Below are 12115 nucleotides of genomic sequence, written 5' to 3'. Positions count from 1 at the left end.
CGCCCAGTTTCGATAAAGAGATAAGCATGCCGAGCAGACAAGACATTTTGAACGCCAGAATTCTGGTGGTAGACGATTCGCCCGACAATATCGAGCTGATGGAAGAGATATTGCGCGAAGAAGGCTATACCTGCGTCAGCTCGACCATGCTGCCGGAGCAGGTGTGCCCGCTCCATCGCGAACACAATTACGACATCATCCTGCTCGACCTGCAAATGCCTGGTCTGAATGGTTTTCAGGTCATGAAGGGCCTCAAGGAAATTGAACAGGGTGGCTATCTGCCCGTGCTGGCCTTGACCGCCCAGCCAAGTTTCAAGATTGCCGCTCTTGAAGCGGGCGCCCGCGATTTCATCAGCAAACCATTCGACCTGCTCGAGGTGCACAAGCGCATCCACAACATGCTCGAAGTTCGCCTGCTGTACAAGGAGCTGGCACAGTATTCCAAAGCCCAGCAGGAGCTTGCCCTGCACGACGCCCTGACCGGCTTGCCGAACCGCCGGCTGCTGGAAGACCGCATCGAAACAGCGCTGCAGCATGCAAACCGTACCCACGCCAAGGCCGCGATCATGTATCTCGACCTGGATGGTTTCAAGGCGATCAATGACACCTACGGCCACGCTTACGGTGACGAAATCCTGAAGGCCGTCTCGCAACGACTGCTGGCCAGCTCGCGCAAGGAAGACACGGTTGCCCGCCTGGGTGGTGACGAATTCATGGTCGTACTGGGCGATATTCAAGGTCTGGTCGACGCGCAGGGCCCGGCGGCCAAGCTGGTCGAATCGTTGTCCGAGCCATTCTTCATCAACGATCTGACGCTGCGCCTGTCGACGTCGATCGGCATCAGCATTTATCCCGATGATGCCGAATCGGTCGATGCCCTGATCAATATCGCCGACTACGCACTGTACGAAGCCAAGCGCGCCGGCAAGAACCGTTTCTGCTCACCAGCAGCGAACCGGCAGGCGGCGTCCAAAACCACTGGCGCGCCAATGGCGACGTCCGTTCCCGAGCTGGCAACGCCGCATCGCTGACACGTTACCTTCTTTCACCTGACGACCGACCGGGGCTCTCGCGCAAGCGAGAGTCCCGGTTTTTCTATAGGCTCAGTCAGCATTATCTGTTGATGACTCTGATGGCAACACTAAGCAACTGTTCTGGTGAAATAGCCCTCTGGCCATCCAGCGCCCAGCGCCCAGCGCCAGCCCAGGTAATTGGGCAGGTAGCGCGACGCCACGCCATGAAAGCGCTGCAACCAGGCCTTGAAACGCGCTTGATAAGCGTTCACGTTCTGCACGTGGATCGCGAGGTTCCCCAGACGCCTCATACGCACACCGGCATGCACATTGACCGTTTCGTGCGCGATGCTGTGCTTGCGCGCAAAGACGCGGTAGGCAGCATGGCTGTCACTGACCAGCAATGCCTGCGGATCCAGCCTGGGCAGTAAGTCACGCTCGAGTTGTGCGGCCGTGAGCGCCCCGCGGCCGGTCACGGCATCAATGGTGCGCCCCTCGCGGTCGCGCGCGACCAGGATGCAATCGAGTTCGCTGGAAATGCCCCGTTTGGCGGCGCGGCCGCCGCGACGGCGCGGTGGCCGATCGAGCGTACGCGAACCTTTTTGAGATTCGAGCAGACATGTTTCGTCAGCCTCGACGATGCCATTGAGGGCTGCGGGCCGGTCGAGCTTGACCCAATGCAGGAAGCGGTGGCGCCAGCGAAAGGCCGTGTTGCGGTGTACCCCGATACGATCTGCGGCCTTGCGCACGGGCAGTGAATCGAGCAGCACCTGCGAATAGGCGAGCCATTTGGCCTTGAGCCTGAGCCGCGCCAGCGGCGTGCCGGTCAGGTCGTTAAAGGTGCGACCGCAGGCACAGCAGCGGTAGCGCTGCAAGTCGTTGGCGAACCCGTGCCGGTAGCAGCGCTTGCTGTCGCATCTGGGGCAGCAGCGGCCTGGCTCCCTGACCTCGGTGATGAGCGCGACCACCTGATCGAGCCCGGCTGCAGGGTGCAGGGCGTCAAGCACTTGCCGACGCTGCGGCTGGTTGAGAGAAGGCAGTTTTGCGAACCAACCCTTGAAACGTGGCGCTTTCATGATCGACTCCTGACGCTGGGGACCGGGTTTGGACCACTGGAGTGCGCGTCAGTTCAAAGCCGGTCTCTATTTAACGTTGACTGCGCCAATAAAAACAGGCCACGGAACCTGGATTCCGTGGCCTGCTCAAGCTTGCCCTGCCGCGTGCTTAACGCTTTTCAGCTGGCGGGCAATCGCGAATCGTGCTGGTTTCTTCGATCGAACGCGCGTGCTGGTGATCACGACCTGCGTCGACCATCTCGGGCGGTACTTCGATGCGGGTAATGCCGGCATCAACCGAAATCGGATCGCTTGCCGGGAACGTCATTTCGACTGCGTCATCGAGCAAGGTCTGCTCGGCCTGCTCTTTGCTCGACTGCGTCTCGCTGCCGGCCAGCGCCTTGATCGCAACAGCAAAGTTGACCGCCTGCAGGCTTGCCAGGTCGCCAATCGTCTTCACGCCCAGCGCATCGGCCAGCGCACTGGCCTGCTGCTCGCCGATGCCGCGCAGTGCCGACAATGGCGCGTCGGCCAATTCGCGGAAAGTCTTGCCACGGAACTGCTCATTTACGATCGTATCGATATTCATGGTGTGTCCTCTCTTGTATCACGCTCCCGTCCTCGATGGAACCGGCTAGCTTTCAATATCGCATACCGGCAATAGCACGTATGTGCGGCAGCGAACGTCTTGGTCTTCTGCACAATTGATTTATTTGTAATATGGTATTGAGCTCGCGTCGGATGGATGACCCGTGATCCTGCGCGTGCCGGGCTCACAGGCGTAAAAAAGCCGGCCCCGGGAAGGCCGGCCAGTCGTGCCGCGTTACCTTAGACAGTGGCGAGAATCTCGTCGCGGCGGGCCGCCATCTCAGCGCCCATGGCGTTCAGGTCGAGATCCAGCTTGCGTACTTTGGGGAACATTTCATCCTCTTCTTCTTCGACGTGGTGCGAGACGTATTCGCCCAGCACCTTCACCTTGGCATCGTAGTAGTCGGCATCTGGCTCCATCTCTTGCACCTGTGCAATCAGACCCTTGGCCGACGCGTGTTCGACGAATGCTTCGTCGAGCATGTCTTCCATTTCCTTGGACGTTTTGCGCAGCGCTGGATAGAAGATTTCTTCCTCGATCGTCGTGTGCATGATCAAAGCTTCGCAGATCTCGTTGGCCAGCTTCTTTTTGCTGACGAGCGCGCGCTCGCCCAGTTCTTCGAACTTGTCGAACATGTCTTTCACTTCGTCGTGCTGACTTTTAAGAAGGTCCAGCGCATCCTGCGCACCGCTCGTCTTTTTGGTCGTTGCTTTGGTCATGGAATTTCCCCCGTATTGTTGGTCGAATGATGACGCCTTGGTCACATTGTCAGAGTGAGCTTGACGCGCCATTCACACTGTTCGCGACCTAACACTCGGCTTCAACACGGCGCACCGCACTTGCTGCACCCGATGCGCGCCGGATAAATGACAATTGTTGTATGATTTGGGAAACATTTAATTGAGACCCTGATGACTGAACCGGTCCTACCGCATCCCGACCCGGAGCTGGAACGCCTGGTCGCGGCGCGTACTGCTGAACTCTCCGACATGGTGTCCTGGCTGGCCAACAGCTGGGACCACGAGCGTCGTCAGCTTGCCCGCCAGCTGCACGACAGCCTGGGTTCGTCGATGACGGCCCTGACGATGCACCTTGCCCTGCTCACCCAACGCCTGCCGGCCGAGGACAAGGCGCTGCGTGACCGCGCGGCGCAAATGAAACTCCTGCTCGGTGGCGTCATCGAGACCAACCGCCAGATGCAGCTCGCGCTGTGGAATGACAAGCTCGAGTTTCTCGGGTTGCGCACGGCGCTGTCCGAGCTGGTGCCCGAATTCGGTGCCGAGCACGGCATCAAGGCGCAGGCCAGCCTGCCGGAGGAAGACGGCACCTGGTCGCGCGAGCATGCCGTGCTGCTGCTGCGCTGCGCCGAGGAAGGCTTGCGCAACGCAGCCACCCATGCGCAGGCCACGCGCGTTGACGTGATCCTGGACGACGATGGCGAGATGGCCATGCTGACGGTGCGCGACGATGGCGTCGGCCCTGCCGCTAACGCGCTGGCCGCCAGCGAGCGCCATGGCCTGCGCCTGCTGCGCGAACGCGCCCGTACGCTTGGCGGCAACCTGATCCTCGTGCGCACCGAACACGGCGGCGCGATGCTGCAGATGACGCTGCCGCGCGAATTGCCGGCCTGAGGGCAGCGCCCGAAGCAAGCATCGACGCAACGATACAAGTAAAACGGCGGCCAGTGGCCGCCGTTGTCGTTTCCGTCCCCGCGCCTACCCGGTCAGTGCAGCTTGACCAGCGGCGTGCTGCGCCGGATCAGGAAGCGCGCCACCGCCAGCAGGCCGGTGCGGGTGATGCCCATCACGGCCCGGTGGTGCATCAGGTGCAGGCTGGCGTACATCAGGCGCGCGATGCCGCCCTGCACGAACCAGGTCGCGCCGCGCAGTGAACCCATCAGGCTACCAACGCTGGTGTTCTGGCCGACCGACACGAGCGAGCCGTAATCGCGGTACTCGTAGGGCTTGGTCACGGCCGGCTGGCCCTTGTCCATGCGCAGGAAGGTCGTCACCAGATAATCGGCCTGCTGGTGCGCCGCCTGCGCGCGTGGCGGCACCGGCAAGCCGTTGCCGTCGATGCAGACCGCGCAGTCGCCCAGCGACCAGATCGCCTTGGCGCCCTTGACGCGCAGGTGGGAATCGACATCCAGGCCACCGCCGCGCGCGGTTTGCAGACCGAGCTTGCCGAGCATTTCCGGCGCGCGGATGCCCGCTGCCCACACGCACAGGTCGGCTGGGTACACATTGCCGTTCGCATCGAGGATCTTGTCGCTCTCGATGGCCGTGACGCGGCAATCGCTGACGACGCGGATGCCGCGCTTGTTCAGCAGGCCCAGCGCTGCATTCGACACGCGCTCGGGGAGCGGGGCCAGGATGCGCGGCGCGCCTTCGAGGATCGTGATGCGCACATCGCGCTTGACGTCCATGCGCGCAAAGCCGTAGCGGGCATACGCACCCGACGCTTCGCGCAGTTCGGCGGCCAGCTCGACGCCGGTCGCGCCGCCGCCGATGATGACCACGTCCAGGCCCGTTTCACGGCCCTCTTCGCGCTGCTGCTCGACCGCCAGCATCAGGCGCAGCATGCGCAGGCGGAAGCGTTCCGCGTCTTCGGTGGCATTGAGCGAGATCGAGTGTTCCTGCGCGCCCGGCACACCGAAATAATTCGAGGTGCTGCCCACCGCGATCACGAGCGACGTGTAGACCAGGCGACGCGCCGGCAGCACTTCGTCGTGCTCGGTAGCGGAATACACGGCCCCGATCTCGATCGCCTGGCCGGCTTCGTCCAGCCCGGTCATCGGACCGAGCACGAAATTAAATCCATTGTCGTGCGCGAGCATCGCGTACGACAGACCTTCCTGGTGGATGTCCAGGGTGCCCGCCGCGACTTCATGCAGCGACGGTTTCCAGATGTGGTACAGGCGGCTGTCGACCAGCGTCACCTTCGTCGGGCCGAGTTTACGGCCCAGTTTGCATGCCAGCTCCAGACCGCCAGCGCCGCCACCCACGATCACGATATCGCTACGCAAGCTTGCCTCCTTCTTGATGCCCCGTCCGGCAACAACGCCGGCCCGATGGCCATCTGAGATTTTACTACGGCAACGTGGTGCGCGCTGGCCTGTCCCTACATGTGACGAAAGAGCGCCATGAACGGCTGACTGACCGTCAGCGTCTCGGGCCGGTTGCGAAGGCGAATGATGCCCTTGCCGCTGTCGTCGCGCGTGACGCCCGCGACGGCGCGCAGATTCACGATCGTCGAGCGGTGCACTTGCCGGAACATGGCCGGGTCGAGCGCCGCGAGCAGGTCGCGGATTGGCGTGCGCAGCAGCGATTCGCCTTCGGCCGTCATCACCACCGTGTACTTCGAATCGGACTGGAAATATGCCACGTCGTCGACCAGGATCAGGCGCGTCTCGATGCCGCGGCTGGCCGTCAGCCAGACCAGTGGCTGGGCGCGCGGCGCCGGCGGCGCGACCGTCTGCAGGCGTGCCAGCAGCGCGGCCAGTTGTGTCGTATCCGCCACACCGCGCGCCAGCCGCTCGCGCAGCCGGCCCACGGTCGCAGCCAGCCGTTCGCGCCCGATCGGTTTGAGCAGGTAGTCGACGGCGCCGCGGTCGAACGCGTCGAGCGCATACTGGTCATAGGCCGTCACGAACACGATCTCGGTGCGCAAGCCCGCTGCCAGCACGCTCGAGGCCACCTCCAGGCCCGACAGCCCAGGCATGCGGATGTCGAGGAACGCGACCTCGGGCTGGTGGGTGGCAATCGCATCGAGCGCGCTGCCGCCATCGTCGCAGGCGGCCACGATCTGAAGGCCCGGCCACACCTCGCCCAACTGCTTGATCAACTCTTCCTGCAGCAGCAGTTCGTCTTCGGCAATCACGCAGCGGGTCATGGCTGCACTCCCGGGCGCACGCCCGCGCCCTGCAGCGCCAGCGGCACCGTGATGGTGGCGGCCACGCCGCTCGGGAAGTTGGCGACGATGGCAAAGCTTGCCATGCTGCCGTAGCCGAGGCGCAGGCGCTCGCGCACATTGCGCAGGCCAATGCCCGTGCCGGCCGTCTCGAGCGAGAAACCGCGGCCGTCGTCGGCCACCGTGACGGCCGCTGCATTGTCGATCGCGCGCGCCAGGATCCAGACCGTGCCCCCGCCCGGCTTGGGTTCCAGCCCGTGCTTGATGGCGTTCTCGACCAGCGTCTGCAACATCATCGGCGGAAACACCAGCCGGCGCAGTTCGTCCGGCACATCCACCTGCAGGGCCAGGCGCGGCCCCATCCGGATGGCCAGGATATCAAGGTAGGCGCGCACCCGTTCCAGTTCTTCGCCCAGCGTCGACGGCGCATCCTCGGTGCGCGGCAGCGAGTGGCGCAGGTACTGGATCAGGTTACCCAGCATGGCGTCGGCGCGCGCCGGATCGGTGCGCGTGAGCACCTGGGCGCTGGCCAGCGTGTTGTATAAAAAATGCGGCTCGACCTGGGCGTGCAGCAGGTTCAGGCGCGCCACCGTCAATTCCTTCTCGGTCGCGCTCTCGCGCACGGCCTGCGTTTCAAGGCGGCGCCGCTCGGCGATGCGGCGCGTGATGGCGCGCACGATGGCATCGGCGGTTTCCAGGTTGCTGCCCCCGTCCACCAGGAACCAGTCGATCCAGGCCGGGTCTTCCGGTTCGCAGATCAAGGTCACGCTGCCGGCTGCGTCGCCATTGGGCGTGATCGTGGCGCGGATCTGGTTGCGCCAGGTCGACAGGCGGGCCAGCGCGGCGCCGGCCGATGCATTGCCACCATACGGGTCGGTGCGCTCGACCTTGGCGCGCACCTGCAGGCTGTCGCGGGCACTGTCGACGCCAGTCACGCCCGGCAGTTCGCGGATCGTGGCGTCGATCATGTCGAACGCTTCGCCCGCCTCGAACGGGATCTCGATCTGGCGCCGCTGGCGGTTTGCCAGCGTGGCGGCGTTCACCGTGCCAGCCACCAGGCGTACGCGGCGGATGTGCGAGAACGCGGTCAACAGCACCCAGCCGGCCAATGCAAACCCGCACAGCACCACATACCCCTCGATGTTCAGATCGAAACCGTCCAGCACGGTTTCGCTGATAATAATACTCAGCGCCAGGTACACCGCGCTCCAGGCAACGACCAGGCGGCCATGGTGGAAGAAACTCGACATCATGATGGGTCTTTCAAGTGTTGAAGAATGGTGTCAGCTTAAGCAAGGGATTGCTTGTAAAACAGCATTATGCGACGGAGCCGTGGCTGCGCCGACGAAACCGGCGTGGCCGGCATTGAAAGCGGGCGTCACCGGGCGTTGCCAAGACGCTGCATTACAATTTTGCTGAGGCTCTGGACGCGCCCCGGTCGTACAATCGCGCCTTTCCGCGTTCCGCTTCCCCACAGAAAGGTCATCAAGATGTCATTCCCACGCACCATCGTCGCCATTGCCGCCACCCTTGCCGCAACCGTGGCTGCCTCGTCCGCCCACGCCCAAATCGGTGTTGGCGTCACGGCCAGCCTGGGCACGACCGGCGCCGGCGTACATCTGGTCGTGCCAATGGAACGCACGCTCAATGGCCGCTTCGGCATCAATTACTACAAGCATGACTTCGACCAGCGTTCGGGCAACATCGATTACGACGCCGACGCCAAGCTGCAGACGTTCGACGCGCTGTTCGACTGGTATGCCTTCACCGACACCCAGTTCCGCCTCACCGCCGGCGTGGTCTACAACGGCAATGAAGTAACGGCCAAGGCGCGGCCGAACAGCAACGGTCGATACCTGATCAATGGCCAAAGCTACAATGCGGCAGACGTCGGCACGCTCGACGGCGACATCGACTTCCGCAAGGCTGCCCCGTATGTTGGCATTGGCTGGGGCAATGCCCTCACGCCCAACCAACGCTGGAACGTCAGCGCCGACATCGGCGCCTTCTACCAGGGCAAGGCCCAGGTCGACCTGATCAGCCGCGGCTGCCGCACATCGCAGGCCGTGTGCGCCGTGCTGGCGCGCGACGTTGCCGTCGAAGAAGCGCGCCTGACGAACGAACTGGCCGATCACAAGTTCTTCCCCGTGCTGCGCGCCAGCGTCTCGTACCGCTTCTGACGTTCTCACAACAGCCTTCCCGACCAAAGGCGCTTGCCATCGACTGTTACTTCCCAAGGTGATCATGAACCCGTACACTGCGCTGTATTGACAGCCCATCCGTAGCGAGCCAGCACGGACGCCGTTATCCAGAATTCTTGCAGAACATGATGCGCAGGTTTTTTTCTGCGCTCTTTTTGAAGAGATTGCGCGATATGGCTGACGAAGCGAGCGACGAGCACCCGTGGCTGGTGTCGGTACTGATTCCGGCAAAGGATGAAGCCGGCAATATCGGGCGTCTGGTGGACGAGATCCATCACGCCCTCGCCGGGCATCTGACCCACGAGGTCGTGCTGGTCGACGATGGCAGCAACGACGACACGGGCGCGGTATTCCTGCAGCATTGCCAGCAGTGGGGCCTGCCCGCGCGGCTGATCCGCCATGCACGCAGTGAAGGGCAAAGCACCGCCCTGTGGACCGCAGCACGCCACGCTACCGGGCGTTTTCTCGTCACGATCGATGGCGACTGCCAGAACGACCCGGCCGACATTCCGGCGCTGGTGGCACGGGCTCTGACCCTGAGCGAGACGCACCGGCATTTCTGCATTGCCGGCTTTCGCCACGACCGGCGCGATACGCGCTGGAAAAAGATCCAGTCGCGCATTGCCAACGCCGTGCGCCGCCGCATACTCGACGACGGGGTGCCCGATACCGGCTGTGGTCTCAAGCTGGTACCGCGCGCGACCTGGCTGTGCCTGCCGTATTTCGACCATATGCACCGCTTCGTGCCGGCGCTGGTCAAGCGTCTGGGCGGCGTGATCGCCATCGTGCCGGTGCGTCACCGCCACCGTACCGCCGGCGTGTCCAAATACACTGCCTGGAACCGGCTGTGGGTGGGCATCGTCGACATGTGGGGCGTGAACTGGCTGATCCGTCGCAGCAAGTTGCCGCTGATCGACCGCATGGAAGTGCGGCATTGAAACCTGCACTGGCATTGCTGGTCAAGCCGCTGCTGCTGACGGGCGTACTGACGCTCGGCGTCGTCTCGCTCCATTTCCAGTGGTGGGGCGCGTTCACCGAACTCGATCTGCTGACCCGCTTGTTCGAGCGTCACCCGGCGCTTGCCTGGCCCATTCTTGCGACCGCCGGCATCGTCTACACCGCACTTGGCGGCCCGCGCCAGCTGCTCGCGTTTGCCTGTGGTTGCCTGATCGGTGGTCTGCCTGGTGCATTGCTGAGCACCGCACTGACCGGCTTCGGCGCCCTGCTCGTGATCTGCTGCGTGCGCACGATCGGCATGCACTGGATCGGTACGCGCTATGGCGAGCAGGTCGCCTTCGTCCGCCGCCTGCTTGCCCAGGACACCTGGCTGTGGATCTGCACGGTACGCTTGATGCCGGTTGGCAGCAACCTGGCAACCAATATCGCCGTGGCGCTGGCCCGGCTGAGTATGCCGGCGGTGTTCTGGGGCAGCCTGCTGGGCTACCTGCCGCAAATGCTGCTGTTCAGCTTTGCAGGCGCAGGGCTGGCCTTGCACGACGAGCAGCAGATCTGGCTCAGCCTGCTGACGCTGGCGTTGTCCACGGGGCTTGCGCTGTACCTCTACCACCACGGCTTCAAGCAGCGCCTGCACGAAATCCGGGGACAAACCCATGCCATACCCAGACACCGGCAATCCTAGGCCAGCGGCCAGCTGGTGGCCATGGATCGTTGCGCTGACGATCGTTGCCCTGTTCGCCGGCATCGGACTGCGCGCCCCATGGCCTGCCGACGAGCCGCGCTTTGCCCAGGTTGCCCGTGAAATGGTGGACTCGGGCCAGTGGCTGTTCCCCACGCGTGGCGGCGAATTCTATCCCGACAAGCCGCCGCTCTTCATGTGGCTGATCGCCCTCTTCTACGGGCTCACCGGACAATTGAAGATCGCGTTTCTGCTGCCCAGTGCACTGGCGGGACTGGGTACGCTGTGGCTGGTCTTCGACCTGGGGCGCCGCCTGTGGGGAGAAAACGTTGCGCGCTCGGCGGTACTGGCCCTCGTGTTCACACCGCAGTTCCTGCTGCAGGCCAAGGGCGCGCAAATCGATGCGGTGCTCTGCTTCTGGATCACGCTGGGCTGCTACGGCCTGGTCCGCCACTTTTTGATCGGCCCCGCCTGGGGCTGGTATGCGGCCAGCTGGGTGGCGATGGCACTGGGCATCATGACAAAAGGCGTGGGCTTTCTCCCCGTACTGATGCTGATACCGCTGGCCGTCTGGCGCGCTTGCGCCGACGGGTCCGGCCGCCCTGCCTGGCGCCTGCGCGCATGGTGGGGCCCCGTCCTGATGCTGGGCACGCTCGCGCTGTGGCTGGCGCCGATGTGGCTCGTCACCGAGCGCGTGCACAGCCCTGAATTGCTGGCCTACCGCGACAACATCCTGTTCAGGCAGACCGCCGAGCGTTATGCGCATGCATGGCACCACATCCAGCCGTGGCATTACTACCTGACGACGGCGCTGCCAGGCATGTGGTTTCCGCTGGTCGCGTTGTTCCTGCTGCAGATGCGCAGCATCAAGCGCCTGTGGCCGTCGAGCGCGGCGCTGCGCGTCCTGCTGAGCTGGGTAGCGCTGGTGCTGCTGTTCTTTTCGGCCAGCCCCGGCAAGCGCGAGGTGTACATCCTGCCCGCGCTGCCGATGTTTGCGCTGGCGCTCGCCTGGGTCTGGGAACAGGTACCCCTTCAGGGCCGCCGCGCTGCGGCGCTGCTGTTGCGCGCCGCGCTCCTGCTGATGGGCTTGCTGTTGACGTCGCTGGCGGCCGTTGCACTGCTGGCGCCGGACCGGCTGCCATCCCGGGCCGCTGACTATGCCGAAGCGCTCGCCACACTGGCACCGGGCTTGCTGCTACTCGGGCTGGCGCTGGCCGGCATCGTTTTGCTGCTGCGCACGCGCGCCCTGTTCGAGCAACTCGCCCTGGCCAGCGTCTTGAGCTGGCTGTACATCGGCTTCTGGGTGTGGCCAACCATCGATCCCCATCGCACGCCGCGCGCCGTCCTGCAACAACTCGAACGCCGCCTCGCGCCCGACGCAGAGGTCGGCATGCTCGACTTCAAGGAGCAGTTCCTGTTGTTTGCCGACCGGCCCCTGGTGCATTTCAGCTATCTGGCGCCGCTGGCCGAGCAGGAGCGCAGCGCCTGGCACTGGATGCGCGCCGCCCCTGCGCGCGTGCTGCTGGTCCCCGGTCATCTGGCGCTGCGCTGCTTTGATCTGACGCAGCAACGCATGCTGGGCCAGGCCCATCGCCGTGACTGGGTCCTGCTCGATGCTGCGGCGCTTCGCGCACACTGCGACGGGGCTGCCGGCCGCGCACCCTATCGCTATGTTCCCGTCAACAAGGCCGTCCTGCCGTAGCCGCTCGGCG

Annotated in this window: 12 protein-coding genes; 6 read left to right on the top strand and 6 right to left on the bottom strand. The window is 64.0% G+C overall.

Annotation, left to right across the window (positions count from 1 at the left end; translation table 11 throughout):
• Positions 1–26 precede the first annotated feature (26 nt).
• Positions 27–1031, top strand: a complete 1005-nt coding sequence (locus RCH14_RS17070; RefSeq protein WP_343027300.1) for a diguanylate cyclase domain-containing protein — start codon at positions 27–29, stop codon at positions 1029–1031.
• 110 nt (positions 1032–1141) lie between these two features.
• On the opposite strand, the gene RCH14_RS17065 is transcribed toward RCH14_RS17070, so the two are convergent.
• From RCH14_RS17065 to RCH14_RS17055, 3 genes are all read right to left on the bottom strand, one after another.
• Positions 1142–2089: an IS1595 family transposase gene (locus tag RCH14_RS17065; protein ID WP_343027299.1), complete on the bottom strand. Its 948-nt coding sequence runs from the start codon at positions 2087–2089 to the stop codon at positions 1142–1144.
• Positions 2090–2237: 148 nt separating this feature from the next.
• A complete protein-coding gene (locus RCH14_RS17060) occupies positions 2238–2657 on the bottom strand; it encodes a hypothetical protein (RefSeq protein WP_343027298.1) in 420 nt (139 codons plus the stop codon).
• Positions 2658–2896: 239 nt separating this feature from the next.
• A complete protein-coding gene (locus tag RCH14_RS17055; protein WP_343027297.1) occupies positions 2897–3376 on the bottom strand; it encodes a hemerythrin domain-containing protein in 480 nt (159 codons plus the stop codon).
• Positions 3377–3568: 192 nt separating this feature from the next.
• Here RCH14_RS17055 and RCH14_RS17050 point away from each other — a divergent pair, with 192 nt between their 5' ends.
• A complete protein-coding gene (locus tag RCH14_RS17050; RefSeq protein ID WP_343027296.1) occupies positions 3569–4288 on the top strand; it encodes a histidine kinase in 720 nt (239 codons plus the stop codon).
• 92 nt (positions 4289–4380) lie between these two features.
• Here the strand turns inward: RCH14_RS17050 and RCH14_RS17045 are convergent, their stop codons facing one another.
• The 3 genes from RCH14_RS17045 to RCH14_RS17035 form a co-directional block, all read right to left on the bottom strand.
• Entirely contained in the window at positions 4381–5682 is a 1302-nt protein-coding gene (locus tag RCH14_RS17045; protein WP_343027295.1) for an NAD(P)/FAD-dependent oxidoreductase, read from the bottom strand.
• Positions 5683–5777: 95 nt separating this feature from the next.
• Positions 5778–6548 carry a LytTR family DNA-binding domain-containing protein gene (locus RCH14_RS17040; protein ID WP_343027294.1) on the bottom strand — a complete coding sequence of 257 codons (771 nt, stop codon included), beginning with the start codon at positions 6546–6548 and terminating at the stop codon, positions 5778–5780.
• Complete coding sequence (locus RCH14_RS17035; RefSeq protein ID WP_343027293.1) at positions 6545–7819, bottom strand: histidine kinase; 1275 nt, start codon at positions 7817–7819, stop codon at positions 6545–6547. The genes RCH14_RS17040 and RCH14_RS17035 overlap by 4 nt, the downstream gene beginning before the upstream one ends.
• Positions 7820–8056: 237 nt before the next feature.
• Here RCH14_RS17035 and RCH14_RS17030 point away from each other — a divergent pair, with 237 nt between their 5' ends.
• The 4 genes from RCH14_RS17030 to RCH14_RS17015 all read left to right on the top strand — a co-directional run bounded on the left by RCH14_RS17030 (position 8057) and on the right by RCH14_RS17015 (position 12105).
• Positions 8057–8746 (top strand): hypothetical protein, encoded by a 690-nt coding sequence (locus RCH14_RS17030; protein ID WP_343027292.1) that lies wholly within the window; start codon positions 8057–8059, stop codon positions 8744–8746.
• A gap of 194 nt (positions 8747–8940) precedes the next feature.
• Positions 8941–9705: a glycosyltransferase family 2 protein gene (locus tag RCH14_RS17025; RefSeq protein ID WP_343027291.1), complete on the top strand. Its 765-nt coding sequence runs from the start codon at positions 8941–8943 to the stop codon at positions 9703–9705.
• A complete protein-coding gene (locus RCH14_RS17020; protein WP_343027290.1) occupies positions 9702–10406 on the top strand; it encodes a VTT domain-containing protein in 705 nt (234 codons plus the stop codon). Before RCH14_RS17025 ends, RCH14_RS17020 begins: the two co-directional genes overlap by 4 nt.
• Positions 10378–12105: a glycosyltransferase family 39 protein gene (locus RCH14_RS17015; RefSeq protein ID WP_343027289.1), complete on the top strand. Its 1728-nt coding sequence runs from the start codon at positions 10378–10380 to the stop codon at positions 12103–12105. The genes RCH14_RS17020 and RCH14_RS17015 overlap by 29 nt, the downstream gene beginning before the upstream one ends.
• Positions 12106–12115: the final 10 nt, after the last annotated feature.

It is taken from the genome of Massilia sp. MP_M2 (genome assembly GCF_039123635.1).
GTDB lineage: Bacteria > Pseudomonadota > Gammaproteobacteria > Burkholderiales > Burkholderiaceae_D > Telluria.
Note: the sequence above shows the minus strand (reverse complement) of the source record. Positions and strands in the feature narration are given on the sequence as shown.